This is a genomic window from Paenibacillus sp. Y568, assembly GCF_059445545.1.
In genome coordinates, this window is record NZ_JCAIUM010000017.1 from 15,460 (window position 1) to 32,321 (window position 16,862).

17 protein-coding genes are annotated in these 16,862 nt (G+C 41.8%); 13 read left to right on the forward strand and 4 right to left on the reverse strand.

What is annotated here, in order from left to right; translation table 11 throughout:
* Nucleotides 1-6 precede the first annotated feature (6 nt).
* From hisJ to trxB, 4 genes are all read left to right on the forward strand, one after another.
* The gene (gene hisJ, locus AC1D7X_RS20285; RefSeq protein WP_495457946.1) at nucleotides 7-831 is read left to right on the forward strand and encodes a histidinol-phosphatase HisJ; all 825 of its coding nucleotides are present in this window, start codon (nucleotides 7-9) and stop codon (nucleotides 829-831) included.
* A 73-nt stretch (nucleotides 832-904) separates the two neighbouring features.
* The gene (locus AC1D7X_RS20290) at nucleotides 905-1,852 is read left to right on the forward strand and encodes a ribose-phosphate diphosphokinase (protein WP_495457945.1); all 948 of its coding nucleotides are present in this window, start codon (nucleotides 905-907) and stop codon (nucleotides 1,850-1,852) included.
* 119 nt (nucleotides 1,853-1,971) lie between these two features.
* Nucleotides 1,972-3,690, forward strand: a complete 1,719-nt coding sequence (locus AC1D7X_RS20295) for a tetratricopeptide repeat protein (protein WP_495457944.1) — start codon at nucleotides 1,972-1,974, stop codon at nucleotides 3,688-3,690.
* Between the two features lie 50 nt (nucleotides 3,691-3,740).
* Entirely contained in the window at nucleotides 3,741-4,694 is a 954-nt protein-coding gene (gene trxB / locus AC1D7X_RS20300) for a thioredoxin-disulfide reductase (protein WP_495457943.1), read from the forward strand.
* A gap of 83 nt (nucleotides 4,695-4,777) precedes the next feature.
* Here trxB and AC1D7X_RS20305 read toward each other — a convergent pair whose 3' ends face one another.
* The 4 genes from AC1D7X_RS20305 to AC1D7X_RS20320 are packed head-to-tail and all read right to left on the reverse strand — an operon-like array spanning nucleotide 4,778 to nucleotide 8,172.
* A complete protein-coding gene (locus AC1D7X_RS20305) occupies nucleotides 4,778-5,380 on the reverse strand; it encodes a response regulator transcription factor (RefSeq protein ID WP_495457942.1) in 603 nt (200 codons plus the stop codon).
* Entirely contained in the window at nucleotides 5,377-6,504 is a 1,128-nt protein-coding gene (locus AC1D7X_RS20310; protein ID WP_495457941.1) for a sensor histidine kinase, read from the reverse strand. Before AC1D7X_RS20310 ends, AC1D7X_RS20305 begins: the two co-directional genes overlap by 4 nt.
* 8 nt (nucleotides 6,505-6,512) lie before the next feature.
* Nucleotides 6,513-7,250 carry an ABC transporter permease gene (locus AC1D7X_RS20315; RefSeq protein WP_495457940.1) on the reverse strand — a complete coding sequence of 246 codons (738 nt, stop codon included), beginning with the start codon at nucleotides 7,248-7,250 and terminating at the stop codon, nucleotides 6,513-6,515.
* Nucleotide 7,251: 1 nt separating this feature from the next.
* Nucleotides 7,252-8,172 (reverse strand): ABC transporter ATP-binding protein, encoded by a 921-nt coding sequence (locus AC1D7X_RS20320; protein ID WP_495457939.1) that lies wholly within the window; start codon nucleotides 8,170-8,172, stop codon nucleotides 7,252-7,254.
* Nucleotides 8,173-8,487: 315 nt separating this feature from the next.
* Between AC1D7X_RS20320 and AC1D7X_RS20325 the strand changes: the two genes are divergently transcribed.
* The 9 genes from AC1D7X_RS20325 to AC1D7X_RS20365 all read left to right on the forward strand — a co-directional run bounded on the left by AC1D7X_RS20325 (nucleotide 8,488) and on the right by AC1D7X_RS20365 (nucleotide 16,737).
* Entirely contained in the window at nucleotides 8,488-9,438 is a 951-nt protein-coding gene (locus tag AC1D7X_RS20325; protein ID WP_495457938.1) for an ROK family glucokinase, read from the forward strand.
* Between the two features lie 62 nt (nucleotides 9,439-9,500).
* Nucleotides 9,501-10,406 (forward strand): RNase adapter RapZ, encoded by a 906-nt coding sequence (gene rapZ, locus AC1D7X_RS20330; RefSeq protein ID WP_495457937.1) that lies wholly within the window; start codon nucleotides 9,501-9,503, stop codon nucleotides 10,404-10,406.
* Between the two features lie 14 nt (nucleotides 10,407-10,420).
* A complete protein-coding gene (locus AC1D7X_RS20335) occupies nucleotides 10,421-11,407 on the forward strand; it encodes a gluconeogenesis factor YvcK family protein (RefSeq protein WP_495457936.1) in 987 nt (328 codons plus the stop codon).
* 5 nt (nucleotides 11,408-11,412) lie between these two features.
* Nucleotides 11,413-12,342, forward strand: coding sequence for a DNA-binding protein WhiA (gene whiA / locus AC1D7X_RS20340; protein WP_495457966.1), 930 nt, complete (start codon nucleotides 11,413-11,415; stop codon nucleotides 12,340-12,342).
* A gap of 96 nt (nucleotides 12,343-12,438) precedes the next feature.
* Nucleotides 12,439-12,708, forward strand: coding sequence for an HPr family phosphocarrier protein (locus AC1D7X_RS20345; RefSeq protein ID WP_429374001.1), 270 nt, complete (start codon nucleotides 12,439-12,441; stop codon nucleotides 12,706-12,708).
* A 309-nt stretch (nucleotides 12,709-13,017) separates the two neighbouring features.
* On the forward strand, nucleotides 13,018-13,776 hold the full coding sequence (locus AC1D7X_RS20350) for an SIMPL domain-containing protein (RefSeq protein ID WP_495457935.1): 759 nt from the start codon (nucleotides 13,018-13,020) through the stop codon (nucleotides 13,774-13,776).
* A 326-nt stretch (nucleotides 13,777-14,102) separates the two neighbouring features.
* A complete protein-coding gene (locus tag AC1D7X_RS20355) occupies nucleotides 14,103-15,083 on the forward strand; it encodes an ABC transporter ATP-binding protein (RefSeq protein ID WP_495457934.1) in 981 nt (326 codons plus the stop codon).
* Entirely contained in the window at nucleotides 15,080-15,934 is an 855-nt protein-coding gene (locus AC1D7X_RS20360; RefSeq protein ID WP_495457933.1) for an ABC transporter permease, read from the forward strand. The genes AC1D7X_RS20355 and AC1D7X_RS20360 overlap by 4 nt, the downstream gene beginning before the upstream one ends.
* Nucleotides 15,931-16,737 (forward strand): ABC transporter permease, encoded by an 807-nt coding sequence (locus AC1D7X_RS20365; RefSeq protein ID WP_495457932.1) that lies wholly within the window; start codon nucleotides 15,931-15,933, stop codon nucleotides 16,735-16,737. Before AC1D7X_RS20360 ends, AC1D7X_RS20365 begins: the two co-directional genes overlap by 4 nt.
* Nucleotides 16,738-16,862: the final 125 nt, after the last annotated feature.

Sequence of the window (16,862 nt, forward strand, 5' to 3'; positions counted from 1 at the left end):
CGTACAATGCTGATCGATTATCATACACATCACGTCCGTTGTGGGCATGCAGTCGGAGAACTAGAGGAATATGTTCTTAGAGGTATTGAGATGGGATTATCCCAACTCGGACTATCGGATCATATGCCTCTGCTTCACGTGGACCCTGCGACATATTATCCAGAGATGGCTATGCCTATGGCAGAACTTCCACGTTATGTAGAAGAATGCCTTGCGCTTAAAGAGCGCTATAAGGACCAGATTGATATACGTTTGGGACTCGAAGGGGACTACATTGAAGGGTATGAATCAGAGATTGAGCAGATCATTACATCGTATCCCTGGGATTATGTGATAGGGTCTGTTCATTTTCTAGGAGAGTGGGATATAAGTGATTATCGTCAGACGCATAACTGGGATGGCAAGAATATCCTTGCTGTATATGAACAATATTATGATGCTGTAAAAAAAGCCACCGCAACTGGCTTCTATGACATTATGGGTCATATCGATGTGATTAAACGATTTGGTTACCAACCACAACCGGAAGCCTACAACGATGTAATTTCACTAGAACATGCTGCGCTCGAAGCTGTAATGAAAAGTGGGATGGCAATGGAGTTAAATGCATCGGGCTTATCCAAAGCTTGTGAGGAGATGTTTCCTAGTAAACGAATGGTATCAGAAGCGTTTAAGCTGGGTATACCTGTAACCGTGGGTTCTGATGCACATGATCCGCTAAAACTTGGAGAACACTTGAAACAAGCTAGGGCTTTACTATGGGAAGTGGGTTATCGACAACTGTCCGTATTTGAGAAACGGATAAGAACTGAGGTTCCTTTTGAAATCTAGCTTAATCCTGTATAATACAATTACATATTGATTTAACTCAAGTCTGGTATAGTCTTGAAATCAGGAGGATGCTATGCAACACAAGATGCGTATTTTTACGGGCTCGTCCAATCCAAAGCTTGCAAAGGATATTTGCAGTCAACTAGGTGTGGAATTGGGAAGTGTCAAGGTTTCACGGTTCAAGAGTGGTGAAATCTATGTTAACTATGAGGAAAGTATTCGCAATTGTGATGTGTTTATAGTTCAGTCGTTATCGCATCCGATTAATGAGATGTTTGTAGAATTGCTTGTGATGATAGATGCAGCCAAAAGAGCCTCTGCCCATACGGTTAACATTATTGTCCCTTATTACGGCTATGCAAGGCAGGAACGGAAATCAGCACCACGTGAACCTATTTCTGCGAAAATGGTAGCGGATGTTCTAACAACAGTGGGTGCTAACCGAGTAATCACGATGGATTTACATGCCCCGGCCATACAAGGGTTCTTTAATATACCTGTGGATCACTTAACGGCATTAGACTTAATTAGCCAGTATTTGAGATCTAAGAATATTGCTAATCCAGTCATTGTCTCGCCGGATGCTGGTCGTGCTTCAACAGCAGAGAAATTGGCGAACCATCTTGATTCTCCATTTGCAATTATGATTAAGAAGAGACCTTCACATAATGAATCTGTGATCACGCATGTGATCGGAGATGTTGAGGGCAAGACGCCTATCATTATTGAAGATATTATTGATACAGGTACGACTATTGTGAATGTAGTGGAAGGGCTGAAGGAACGTGGAGCAGAAGACGTGTATGTCTGTGCTACACATGGCCTCTTCTCGGGTGATGCCTTAGAACGTTTGAATCATTCGAACATTAAAGAAGTTGTTGTGACGGATTCTATCGTACTTCCCGAGAATTATAGTGGATCGGTCAAAGTGCTATCTATAGCTCCAATGCTAGCACAGGCAACTCGTATTATTATAGAAGGTGGATCGATCGCGACTTTATTTAAAGACTCCGGCATTTAATAGATGCGGTGTCTTTTCTGCGTTTATGAAGAAGAACTTCCCTACTTAAAAGGACTCATGAACTTGTGGTATACTATGAGGAGCAATAGGTTAGTAGGAAAAGGAGGTGCCTTGCTTCAATGAACGATGATACACTACGGACAAATGTCCTACACAATAAAATAATACCGGTCCATTTGGACGCGAACTTCTTCTTTGAGAGGGCTGTTCAATCGTTAGATCGCAATCATTATGCTAAGGCATTGAAATATTTCAGTAAAGCGGTAGAGTATGAACCAGAGAATCCAGTGAATCATTGTAACATGGCCGGAACCATGTCAGAGATGGGGGACTACGAAGGTTCCAATTCCGTACTTGTCGATATTATAGAGCATATTGATCCAACAATGACGGAATGCTATTTCTATATGGCTAACAATTTCGCTAATATGGAGAAATTTGAAGAAGCCGAGAAAGCATTAGTCACCTATCTAGAAGAGGATTCAGACGGTCAGTTTCTAAATGAAGCTGAAGAAATGATGGATCTGCTCCTATATGAGTTAGATCGTCCAGCTAAATTGACTCGAATAAAAAGTCGCCAAGGCATGGTGGAACATGAACATGCCCGTACACTTTTAGAACAGGGCAAGTTCGCTCAAGCTGTAGATCTACTTGAAGAAATTGTAGAGAACTATTCTGATTTCTTAGCAGCACGTAATAACTTAGCCCTTGCTTATTATTACGTTGGATTATTCGATAAAGCGAAGGAAACGATCCAGCAGGTGTTAGAACAGGAGCCGGGAAATCTACATGGGTTATGTAATTTAGCCATCTTCTATCAACATGAGAACAATCTAGAACAATTGCTTCCGTTAGTACATTTACTTACGGTTACTGTGCCATTCCATCAGGAGCACTTATTTAAATTGGCTACAACGATGGGAATCTTAGGTCAACATGAACTAGCCCATCGGCATTTCCGTCGGTTGCTGAAGGATGAAGAGCTAAGTGGCGATCCGAGTCTATATCACTATACGGCGACAGCTGCATTCAACTGTGGACGGTATATTGAGGCAGAGAGATACTGGCGATATACAGCGAAGCTTGATCCAGATTCTGATGTTCCGAGATTCTACTTGTCTCAGCTTCAACAGTTTCAAGAAGGGAAGACGCAGCAACCTAAGATCAGCTACCATTACCATCTACCTTTTGAAGAACAGATGAAGCTGTGGGAGAATAATGGTGAAGGAATCACGGATGAAGTTAAGCATAATCCGCTTCTTCGCTCGTCTTTTTTCTGGGCGTTACGGCATGGTGATCATGCGACGAAACTACAAGTGATTCAGTCCTTTGCATGGATTGGAGATGAAGAGGTAAAACAGGTACTAGAAGCCTTTTTACTTGATCCAGATGAGGATCCCCAGCTAAAAGAGGCAGCCCTGCTGGTTCTACAAGGACTAGGGATTGACAAATCGCTATTGGATTTCCCAATACAGGAAGAAGTGTTATCTCAACAACAAGTATCGACAACGAACGATCTTCCTATGGATTGGGAACAGCCATCGCATATGGTCGTAGATAAGACGTTGCAAATGATGACTCACTCATGGGATCTGAATCAACAGCAAGAGATACAGAACTTATGGACTGAATTCCTGCATAAGAGCTATCCTAATACACCAGAATTTCGCCATCCAGAAGGTTGGTCAGCAGCGCTTGAATATTGGGCTTTCAAAATGGTTGGTCTTCCGACTACCTTCGAGGAAGTAGCACGACGATATGGGCTGTCTCCTTCTACTGTCAGTCGATATGCGCGGCGTATCGATAGTGTATGCCATATGAAGGATAGAAACGGATAATCTAATATATAATTATAGGTATGCAAAATCAGTAATAGGAGGTCACACGTATGTATAAATCAATCGTCATCGGAACAGGTCCTGCAGGATTAACTGCAGCTATATACTTAGCACGTGCGAACATGAAGCCACTCGTAATTGAAGGTATGCAACCAGGTGGTCAGTTAACGACAACTACTGAAATTGAGAACTTTCCAGGATTCCCAGAGGGGATTATGGGACCTGAATTAATGGATAATATGCGCAAGCAGGCTGAGCGTTTCGGAGCTGAATTCAAAACAGGTTGGGTAGAGAAGGTGGATTTCTCGCAACGACCGTTTAAGGTTCAAGTAGACGGCATGGGCGAATTAGTAGCTGAGACGATTATCATTTCAACAGGTGCATCGGCGAAATACCTAGGTATTCCAGGTGAGCAAGAGAACATTGGGCGTGGTGTCAGCACATGTGCGACATGTGACGGGTTCTTTTTCCGTGGGAAAAAGATTATCGTTATTGGAGGCGGAGACTCCGCTATGGAGGAAGCTAGCTTCCTAACGCGTTTTGGTTCTAGTGTAACCCTAGTACACCGTCGTGAAGAGATGCGTGCTTCTAAGATCATGCAAGATCGTGCTCGTGAGAATGAGAAGGTCCTGTGGGCATTGAATCGTACTCCACTGGAGGTTGTATCTGAAGGAATGGGTCTCAAAGGACTAAAGGTCCTGAATAATGAGACGAATCAAGAAGAACTGATCGAAGCAGACGGCGTATTTGTAGCGATTGGACATACACCAAACACGAAGTTCTTGGATAATCAGATTACTACGGATGATGTAGGTTATATTCTCGTAAAACCAGGTACAACAGAAACCAACATTCCAGGAGTATTCGCTTGCGGTGATGTACAAGATACTCGTTATCGCCAGGCAATATCGGCAGCTGGATCAGGATGTATGGCAGCGATGGATGCTGAGAAATTTATTGAAGGCAACATGGTACATGACTGGAGCGAGACTCTAGATAAGTAACTATAATGGTCACTTAATTAAAAAGACCCTGACGGATAAACGTTCCGTCAGGGTCTTTGTGTTGTATTTAAGACTCTCAATATTTATAACCACCCCTTCTCCTCGGCCGTCCGAATGGCCTCCATTCGATTATTAGCGCCTAGTTTATTCAACGCTTCGGAGATATAATTGCGTACCGTTCCATAGGAGAGATGGAGCATTAATGATATTTCATTAGCCGACTTTCCTTGGGAAGACAGGGATAGAATCTCACGCTCGCGAGGATTGAGAGGATTTGCTTCCTTTAGAGTTCCGAAAATGAGCTCAGGGGATATTTCTCGATGTCCCATCATGACCCGTCGTATAGACTGGGCAAGTTTTTCACTAGGTTCATCTTTTAATAAATAACCCTGCACGTCAGCCTTTATGGCACGTTCGAAGTACCCTGGGCGGGCAAAGGTAGTTAGAATAATGACTTTACATGGGGAACCTTGTTGATATAGCTGTTCAGCAACATCAAGACCTGTCCTAACGGGCATCTCGATATCTAGCAAGCAGACATCAGGTACATGAGAAGCGATGAGAGTGAGGGCTTCTTGCCCGTCTGAAGCCTGACCGATCACCTCGATATCACTTTCTAGATTTAATAATAAGGCTAACGCACCACGCAACATCCGTTGATCTTCGGCAAGAAGAACCCGTATCATGCTGTCTCCTCCTCTGAATGATCTTTCATAATAATAGGTATAGTAATTGTTAAGGTAGTGCCTTCCTCCGAAGATAAGATTAGAGAACCGTCAATTAAAGAAAGCCTCTCACCCATCCCTTTTAATCCATTGCCATCTTGATGATCTTCACGTAACCCTATACCATCATCGCTAATGATAAGGGTGACCTTCGACAATTGCTGTTCGATCCGTATCATACAACGATTGGCTCGGCTATGTTTCACCATATTTGTGACGGATTCCCGCAGGCATAGGCTAAGAATATTTTGAGTGAGATCGGGAACCCCCACTAACGTAACATCACCTTCGAAGGAGGATATGATATTGGCATTGTGCAAAATAACCTGAACATCTATTAACTCCTCAGCAATGGTCACTGCCCTCATGTCCGATACAAGTTCACGAACCTGTCGAAGAGCCGCTCTTGAGGTACGTTCAATTTCCTTAGCTTCAAGCTGTGCCCGCTCTGGATCCATGGTAATGAGCCGATTCACGATCTGGCTTTTCAAAGTAATTAAAGACAATGTGTGCCCCAATGTGTCATGTAGATCTCTAGCAATGCGCATCCGTTCTTCCCGCTTAACGAGTTCTCTGATATGTTCGTTAGCTTCATCTAACTGGATCTCCAATTGCTGATGCTTATTCATAGATCGTATTCCAAAAGGAGTAATAAGCATGATGATAATAAACGGGAGTAAAATCAAATATTGCATTGGTGGAATGGTCTTCAAATGTAGAATAAGCGGTAGAAATTCAATGATGGCTAATATACATAAGGAGACTTTGAATTTTAGTGAGTTGGTGTAATATCCAATGAAGTTAGCGGTAAAGAAACCCATAAATAAGTTGTATGGATTATAAAATAGGCTAAGAATAAAAATAATAACCATTTGTGAGGCAAGCCAATAAGAGAAGCTTCTATGTTCTGAGGCGAAATAAAGTTGGCGATAGGAGACTACGAATATACCAATCATCAAATAACCATATACCATCTTCATCCCCTGCTCCTGGGACATAATAAAGATAGGTATGAAGATATAAATTAACCAAACGTAAGGGTAGAATCCTAGTTTCTTGGGGAAAACTTGAAATCTCTCGGGCATGAGGTAGTTTACACCGCTTCCTGTTTTTTACGAATATATGTCGATAATACCATGAAAAATACAAGATATCCCAGCAGAATCCATATGTTATTCCACTCGGGTGTATTCCCACGTACAATCTCCCAAGCACCATTCCCAAAATTATAAGAAGGAAGCCAGTGGCCAATAGTCTGTAACACCTTAGGGAAAGCATCGATAGGAAACCACATTCCACCCATGATTGCCATGATCATGTAAATCGCATTACTAACGCCACTTGCCGTATCTACTCTTTTCATAGTTCCAACTAAGGTTCCTAGGGCTAAGAATGGTGAGCATCCGATTAATATCCATAGTCCACTGAGAATCCATTGCCATGCAGATAAGGACACGCCATTCATTAAATATCCTGAAGCAAAAATAACAATAATAGAAAATAAATGCATCATCGTTTGCCCGAACATTTTGCCGAAGAAATAGATGCCATCAGGAAGTGGTGTTATGCGAATGTAGGTAGACCATCCATGCACTCGTTCTTGAACAATACGAATGCCTAACGTCATAATTGATGAACCCATGACACTAAATGTGGTCATAGACATCAAGTAATGTGCCTGCCAAAGTTCATTATCATCGGTATTGGTGTTTATAAGTTTCGTAAATACGTAATAAAACAGAATAGGTAATACTAGTGACCAGAATACATAATAAGGATTGCGGAAAATTCTTCGTATCTCTGCCTTACACTGCATAGTTAACGCATACATGTTAGATAGCCCCCTTCTTGTGATTCATAGAATCAGGATGAAGTGTTAATTGTTCGAAGGCGTCATCAAGACGGCCATGCTCGACGCGAATATCATTGACTGCAAACTTATGTTTAAAAAGTGACGCCAACATCCTGTCTGTATTCTCGGTCACAGCATAGATTCGCCCTTCTTTTTCATATACATCCACAACCATTGATAAATTGAGAAGTGCCTCAGTCAGATGAGGGTCATTCGATTTGAAGGAGACAGAAGATTTCGTGAGTTTAGATTTGATATCATCAGGAGTACCATCAGCTATAATGACACCTTGGTCAAATAAAATAACACGATCTGCACAATCTTCAGCTTCGGAAAGGTAATGTGTGGTAAATAGAATGGTTTTGCCCTGATTAGTCAGTGAACGAACTTGATCCCAGAACAACCGACGAGCGGTAACATCTAAACCTACGGTTGGTTCATCTAAGAAAATGAGATCAGGATTGCCTATAAGAGCCAGTGCGAACCCAAGTCTTCTTCTTTGTCCTCCAGATAGCTTATATGCGAATCGATTGAGATCTTCCTCGTTCAGTCCAGTTAGTGGTATTAGTTGATCAAGATCAAGTGGATGCGGATGATAACTTCGAATTAAGGTAATCAACTCACGTACTTTCAGACCATCCATGACACTCACTTCTTGGAGCATTGCCCCAATCTTCTTGCGCACTTCGATATCCTTAGGGTCTTTACCTAGAACGCGTACCGTACCCTGACTTGGTTTAATTAGGCCTAATAACATCGACAGGACAGTGGTTTTCCCTGCACCGTTAGGACCTAGAATGGCAACGATGGAACCTTTCTCAATTGAAAAAGACACATGATCAACTGCCTTTTTTGTTCCGTAAAGTTTGGTAACGCCAGTCACATCCACAATTGAATTCATAATGAACCCCCTCATTTATATTTTAAACTCCTTATATTTCCATATTAAAAGATAGGATATGTTTGCGTTAGTTAAAAGTGTCAGTAAATCAAGATGACAATTGTCATCATATCCAACAACATGTTTGTGCATCAGTTCACAAATAAGTTTGCAACCTAAGGTGATATCATCTTAAAAATGCTATATAAATGAAGTATTAATTCTATCCGTGGGGATTGCGCTAGAGTTGTGCTTCTCTTGACCATATTGAGGGCATCAATTATAGTGGGTACGTAGGCTCAAAACTATTTTAGAGTGAAAAAGGTGGCTTGTTACATGTCTGAAAGTATCTATGTAGGTGTGGATTTAGGCGGAACGGCGATAAAAGTTGGGATTTGTGATAAAGAGGGGAAGCTTCTTCTGACGCATGAAGGACCCACAGAAAGTGCAAAAGGCGTTCAGGTCGTTATTGATAATATTGTGAAATATGTACGAGACATTGTGGAGAATTCTTCATATAGTTGGGACCAGCTTGAGGGTGTAGGTGCTGGGGTTGCTGGCTTTACGAATGTCCGTGAAGGGATTATCATTCAAGCACCGAACTTAGGCTTTCGTGATGTTCCGATACGTTCACTCTTAGAGGAACGTCTGGGCAAGCCGGTCAAAATAGATAACGATGCTAACGTGGCTGCTCTGGGTGAAGCTTGGAGTGGTGCCGGACGTGGAGTAGATAATTGTGTGTGCTATACACTTGGAACAGGTGTAGGTGGAGGCATTATTTTAAATGGTAAAATATATCAAGGTTTCTCAGGGATGGCAGGAGAGATTGGACATATTGCAGTTGTGCCTGATCTAGAAGCTATTCAATGTGGATGTGGTAAAAAGGGTTGTGTTGAAACCGTATCTTCTGCAACAGGTATTATTCGTATGGCGAAGGATGCTGTTGAACGTGGAGATCGTACAACACTTTCTACAGTAGAGAAAATGAATGCTAAGGAAGTATTCGATGCAGCTAAAGCTGGTGATGAAGTTGCCATGCGTATTGTGAATCGTGCCGCTTTCTATTTGGGTAAATCGATGGCAGCTGTAGCTGCAGTACTGAATCCAGAAGTATTCATTATTGGTGGCGGAGTTGCCTATGCAGGAGATATTCTGTTTAATGAGGTTCGTGCAGTATATGCGAAGTACACACCAGATCCTTTACTACAGGGTGTTTCGATTCTACCTGCTCTATTAGGAAACAATGCGGGGATCGTTGGAGCAGCAGGTCTGCACCTTCGTTCGTAGAAACTACTTCATATAAAACCCGTCAAAAGCTTGTGAACTCATGGACAAGGGAGTGAAAGCTGATGCTGGAAAATGACAATGCTGCGTCGGCCGTGGCCACCTTAATAATTATTACGGGTATGTCAGGCGCGGGAAAAACACTTGCGGTACAAAGCCTAGAAGATCTAGGGTTCTTCTGTGTGGATAATCTTCCACCGGTATTAATCCCAAAGTTTGCAGAACTCATTGAACAATCAAACGGTAAGATTGCTAAGGTTGCCTTAGTGATTGACTTACGTGGACGTGAATTCTTCACGGCTCTATCGGAATCTTTATTATATATTAAAAAGCATTTCACCATGCGTTGCGAGATTCTGTTCCTTGATGCGACCGACTCTGTTCTTGTACAACGTTATAAAGAGAGTCGTAGACGCCATCCGTTAGCTCCTGAGGGGATGCCATTAGATGGTATTCGCCTAGAGCGTAAGATGTTGGAGGAACTTAAAGTCTCTGCGACGCAGTTGATTGATACAAGTAGCACGAAGCCTGGACAATTGAAGGAGAAAATTATTTCTCGCTTCTCGCATCTTGAACCAAATACCTTGTCAGTCAATATTACATCCTTTGGATTTAAATATGGAATACCCATAGATGCAGATTTAGTATTTGATGTAAGGTTCTTGCCAAACCCTCACTACGTAGATCACTTACGTCCACGAACGGGGCAAGACAATGAAGTGTATGAGTATGTGATGAAGTGGGCTGAGACCCAATTGTTCCTAGTTAAACTGTTGGATATGCTCCATTTCTTAATTCCACAGTATTATAAAGAAGGTAAGAGCCAGGTCATTATCGCTATTGGATGTACGGGTGGCAAGCATCGCTCTGTTGCTATTGCGGAGTACTTAGGTAAGATGCTGAGTACCAGCGAGACTGAGACCGTCTCCGTTAGCCACCGAGACTCTGAACGAGATCGTGACCGGCATTAATGAGGTGAAGTCTGATGAAAGTGGCAGAGCCAACAAGATCGCGTCCACGAATTGTTGTAATGGGCGGAGGAACGGGATTGTCCGTCATGCTTCGGGGACTAAAGGAAAAGCCTCTGGATATTACAGCGATTGTTACGGTAGCTGATGACGGGGGAAGTTCGGGCATATTGCGAAGTGAGTTGCAGATGCCCCCACCTGGTGATATTCGGAATGTGTTAACTGCACTTGCAGACGTGGAACCGCTACTTTCGGAAATGTTGAGCTATCGGTTTAACAATGGTACTGGACTTGCTGGTCATAGCTTAGGCAATTTAATATTGGCAGGGATGACAGACATTACGGGAGACTTTGTAACGGCTGTTCGAGAGTTGAGTAAGGTATTTGCTGTTCGTGGTCAGGTGCTGCCTGCAGCAGGTGTTGCTGTAACTCTCCATGCAGAGATGGAAGATGGAAGTATTGTCATCGGTGAGTCCAAAATTCCAGAAGCCGGAGGTAGGATTAAGCGTGTCTTTCTTGATCCGACTCACGTGGAGCCGTTGCCAGAGGCTGTGGAGGCGATTCGTCAGGCAGATGCAATTTTGATTGGACCAGGTAGCTTATATACAAGTATTCTTCCAAATCTACTCGTTCCCAAGCTTGCGGAAGCGGTGTGTGCATCAGACGCAATTAAGATTTTTGTGTGTAATGTCATGACGCAACCTGGAGAAACAGATAACTATACAGTCAGTGACCATTTGAATGCAATCTATGATCATATTGGTACACAACTATTTGATTATGTCATTGTAAATAATGGTGATATCCCGACTCAAGTTCAAAATAAATATGCTGAGAAGGGTGCAAGGCCCGTCCAATTGGACATGGATGAATTGACCGGGCAAGGCTATAAAGTGATAGCTGACACGCTAGTCCTATTTCGGACATATCTACGGCATGATGCAGAGAAGTTAAGTCAACATATATATCAACTAGTACAAAATTGGATCTTACGAGAGAGGTGAGTCCCTTGTCATTTGCGGCACAGACCAAAAAAGAATTGACTATGGTTGAAGGACAGGCATGTTGTGAGAAGGCTGAATTATCAGCATTAATTCGAATGAATGGTTCAGTTCAGCTGTCCAACAAAAAGGTCATTTTAGATATCTCGACAGAAAATGCCGCGATAGCAAGGCGAATTTATACCTTGATCAAAAAATACTTTCAAGCGCATACTGAACTACTTGTCCGTAAAAAAATGAGATTAAAAAAGAACAACGTCTATATCGTACGTATTCCAGCCCAGGTACAGGAAATTCTGAAGGAACTTCATATTGTTTCCGAAGGTTTTATATTTACACCAGACATTCAACCTGATCTTATTCGTAAAAATTGCTGTAAACGGGCATATTTACGAGGTGCATTCATGGCAGGTGGATCAGTGAATAACCCAGAGGGGTCCTCTTATCATTTGGAGATTTCCTCCATGTATGAAGACCATTGTAAGGCACTAGTAGATCTGGCTAACGAGTTCAATTTGAATGCACGTTTTATTGAGCGTAAAAAGGGATTCGTTCTTTACATTAAGGAAGGCGAGAAGATTATCGAATTTCTCAGTATGATCGGTGCACATCAATCGTTATTTAAGTTTGAAGATGTTCGTATTATGCGTGATATGAGAAATTCCGTAAATCGGATTGTAAACTGTGAGACCGCCAACTTGAATAAAACAATTGGTGCAGCAGTGAGACAGATCGAGAATATTAAGCTATTACAACGTGAAATGGGATTAGAAAATTTACCAGAGAAACTGCGAGAAGTAGCAGAGGTTCGGCTTGTTCATCCTGATATGAACTTGAAAGAAGTCGGTGAGATGCTCAAAGGCACAGTCAGTAAATCAGGCGTAAATCATCGTTTGCGTAAGATTGATGAGATGGCCGATAAAATTCGCAATGGTTAAGTTTTTACTCTAGTGTCCTTCATGTTATAATGGTATAATGTTATTAATAAAAATGGTAATTCAGTGTATAGATTTATAAATAGGGGGTAAGTTTCCATGACAAAACACCCAGTAGTTGTCCGTCTAAAGACGGGTCTTCACGCGAGACCGGCAGCATTGTTCGTTCAAGAAGCGAACAAGTACTCGTCCGAAATTTTCGTGGAAAAAGACGATAAAAAAGTGAATGCTAAAAGTATCATGGGTATAATGAGTCTTGCAATCAGCTCAGGTACGGAAATCAACATTAGTGCTGAAGGTGCTGATGCTGAGCAGGCTGTAACTGCTTTAGTCAATTTGGTGAGTAAAGAGGAATTAGAGAACCAGTAATCGACCCATAATCGATGCGTTCTCGACATTCAATTGCATACATTAAGGAGCCGATCCCTAAAGGATTAGCTCCTTTTTGTTATTGTGATGCCTCCTAAATCTTATTAATTAAATTTATTTCTCCCCTTATGCAACCTTTCCTAATAAACCTCGTCTAAAGGGTAAATAAAGGAATAATTTTACGAGTGCGGATAAAATTAACTCAAACAAGATAAAGATGATGCATACGGGGCAAGCTTTACTTCGTGATGCTCAGACTATGCTTACGAAGTTAGCTTTACTCCGTAAAACTTTTAGGAGGCGAAGGTCATGCAAAGATGGGTGAAGAAAACGGGGAGTTTATTAGTAGCAGGTGCATTGGTGTTAGGATTAACAGGGGTTACGGGTTCGTTAACTAGTACTTCTAAGGTGTATGCAGACGAAGTACAACGTAATGTAATTAATGTTGTAGGTACAGGTGAAATCTCGATTACACCAGACATTGCGTATTTATCTATTGGTGTAACTTCGCAGGCGGATACGGCTCAAGCAGCACAAAAGGCAAATGCAGCTAAGATGAAGAAGTTGAATGATCTATTGAAGAACACATGGAAGATCGCTGATAAAGATATTAAGAGCACACAGTTCTATGTGCAACCTAACTATACCTATACAGAAAAAGAAGGACAAAAAGTGAAAGGGTATAATGCAAATCATACGATTCAAGTGACTTATCGTGATCTTGCTAAGATTGGTGAACTACTTGATGCGGCATCAAATGTAGGGGCAAATAACATTGATAATGTTCGCTTCTCGATAGAGAATCGTGATCAGTTCGAGACGCAAGTGATTGAGAAGGCGATGGCTAACGCTAATCTGAAGGCTAGTGCTATTGCGAAAGCAGCGAATCGACAATTAGGTATGGTTCTAACCGTTAGTCAGGGAGATATGAGTAACCCAGTCGTGTACGCGCAAACTGAAATGTTAATGAATGCGAAGTCGAGCATGGACTCAGCAGGTTCGTCAGCTGTTGAAGCTGGGGAAGTTAAAGTAGCAACACAGCTTAGCGTACAATATGAAATTAAATAACATCTAGGTTAAATGAATAATTGTGTTCACTAGAGTCACCTTCCTTCGACGAAACGTTGTCGCGGGAGGGTGACTTTTTAAATGCTGATTAATGTTTTGTGACGAATGTAGATTTGTTATTGTCGAAAACGATAGAAAGTTGTTGTACCTCAAGGCGAAAAACGTTATAGTGAATATGCGAAAATGGTATGTGCATGTTTAGGATTAAATGATTGAATAATAAGAATGAAAGAAAGCCATACAGATGATATGGCTTTTTAAAAATGTTAGAAGCTATGAACATAATGTAAACGGAATCTATACGATGAAAAAAGGGGTTGGTACTTATGATTGAACTCGTCAAGATCGAGAAGCAATTTGAAGGGCAAGTGGTGGTAAAACCATTATCCATGAACATTAAGGAAGGTGAATTCCTTACGTTGCTGGGTCCAAGTGGATGTGGGAAGACGACTATTCTTCGCATGATTGCGGGTTTTGAGCAACCTACGGATGGGGATATCGTACTTGCTGGGAAAGTTGTGACGGATAAGTCTCCTAACGAAAGAGACTTGAATTTGGTATTCCAGCACTATGCGCTATTTCCACATATGACGGTGGAAGAGAATATTGCCTTTGGATTAAAAATGAAAAAGATACCAAAGAATGAACAAAAGGTACGGATTGCAGAGGCAGTTGCCATGACGCAGCTAACGGCTCTAACCGGACGTTATCCTCATCAACTATCGGGAGGCCAACAACAGCGGGTAGCTATAGCCCGAGCTATAGTGAATAAACCGAAAGTGTTGTTACTCGATGAGCCACTTGGGGCACTAGATTTACAGTTGCGCAAAAATTTACAAACCGAATTAAAGCACCTTCAGCGTACATTGGGTATAACTTTTGTATATGTAACACATGATCAAGAGGAAGCTATGATGATGTCTGATCGAATCGTTATTATGAATAATGGGCAAGTTGAACAGATCGGAACCCCTAAAGAAATCTATTCTTCACCACGTACACTATTTGCAGCAACCTTTGTTGGTGAGAATAATATCTTTACATCACCCCAAGGTTTATTTGCAGTAAGACCTGAGAAGTTACGCCCACAACGAAGCGTAGAAGGTTCGATGAAGTCAGGTGTTATTCAAGATGTTCTGTATCTGGGAAATGTGCATAAATTATTGGTTGAACTAGATCAAGTAGGTGAGCAAGCAGCCATGATAGTGACGATGGTTCTGGATTCAACGGATGAAGAGGCATGGCAAGTAGGGGAACGGATTGGGGTGAGCTGGAACCCTAAGGATGAGGTGGTGATCCAACCGTGAACAAGTCCAAATGGTTCTTTACACCTGTATTGATATGGTTAGGATTATTCTTGATTGTCCCCATGCTTATCGTTGTGGCCATGTCTTTCATGCAACGCGACACACTGGGTAATGTTGTCTTTAGTTTCAGTTGGGAAGGTTATAAGACATTCTGGGATTCCCTTTATCTAGGGATCTATTGGGATACAATCGTATTATCCTTCATGACGACCTTGATATGTCTAGTTGTAAGTTATCCATTAGCCTATTATTTAGCCAATGCTTCTCCTCGAATGCAGAATTGGGGTATGATACTAATTACGATTCCTTTCTGGATTAATTTCTTGATACGGACTTACGCTTGGGTATTACTGCTTCGAACACAGGGTGTGGTGAACAGTTTACTGATCCATTTTGGATGGATAGATGAACCATTGCAAATGCTCTATACCAAGGGCGCTGTTCTGTTAGGGATGGTATATAATTTCATTCCTTTTATGGTGCTACCTTTATATGTGGCTATCGAGCAGATTGATCGACGTTTGCTTGATGCTGCAAGTGATTTAGGAGCCAGTCGATGGAAGGCATTCTGGCATATTGCTTTACCACAGAGTAAGGCAGGTATTATGACGGGGTCTGTGCTTGTCTTTGTATCTACTGCGGGAATGTTCGTTGTTACAGATATTCTAGGAGGATCGAAATCCTCTATGATTAGTAACATTATTCAGGCACAGTTTCTTGGAGCGCGTAATTGGCCCTTCGGTTCAGCGCTATCCGTTATTTTTGTATTGACTTCGCTTATACTGATTGTATTATTTAGTCGAGCTATGAAGTCACGTAGCGATCGTACAAGGGAGGGTGGAAGCAAATGAAGAAGAAAGGACATCCACTTCTCGGTATTCATTCTGCATTAATGATGATATTCATCTACGTACCCATTGTGCTCGTTATTGTGTATTCCTTCAATAACACACGCCTAAGTGGGGATTGGAAGGGTTTCACGCTTGATTGGTATTCCTCTTTAATGAGAGATCGCCACGTTATGGAAGCTTTAACTAATAGTCTTATCATTGCTGTTGTTTCAACTATTGCAGCGACTTTATTGGGTACGATCTCAGCTTTATCTATGCGCGAAATGGCGAAGAAGTGGAAAACTCCACTAAATGGGATGTTGTATATGCCTGTAATTATCCCGGACATCATCATGGGCTTGTCGTTACTAGTGCTATTCAGCCAACTTCAAATCCCTTTAGGGAAGTCAACAGTCATGATTGCCCATATTACGTTTAGTCTGTCTTATGTATACGTTCTTGTGACCGCAAGATTAGCGGGAATGGGTAGACAACTTGAAGAGGCAGCTCAGGACCTTGGAGCTAGTTATTGGCAGACTTTCCGACACATCACATTACCACAGATTACACCTGGTATTATCTCAGGGGCCCTTATTGCATTTACACTTTCACTTGATGATTTCATGGTTAGTTTCTTCGTGGCTGGGCCTAGCTCGACGACGCTCCCCATCTATATTTATGGGCAAGTGAAACGAGGAATATCACCAGAGATTAATGCATTGTGTACGTTGCTTATACTGGTTAGCATCACCTTGATATTGTTGGCGCAATACGCGTTGAATCGAGGAAAAGGACAGAAGAAACATAAGATGTTGCCCTTTTAATACCGTAGTTTGAGAATATATCATTACAAATGATGGATGGCCAAGTTGTAAGAGTAACTTGTACATTTGCCATATAAAAAGGTTTAACGAAAGAGAGGAGATACGTAACTGTGAAAAGAACTGGA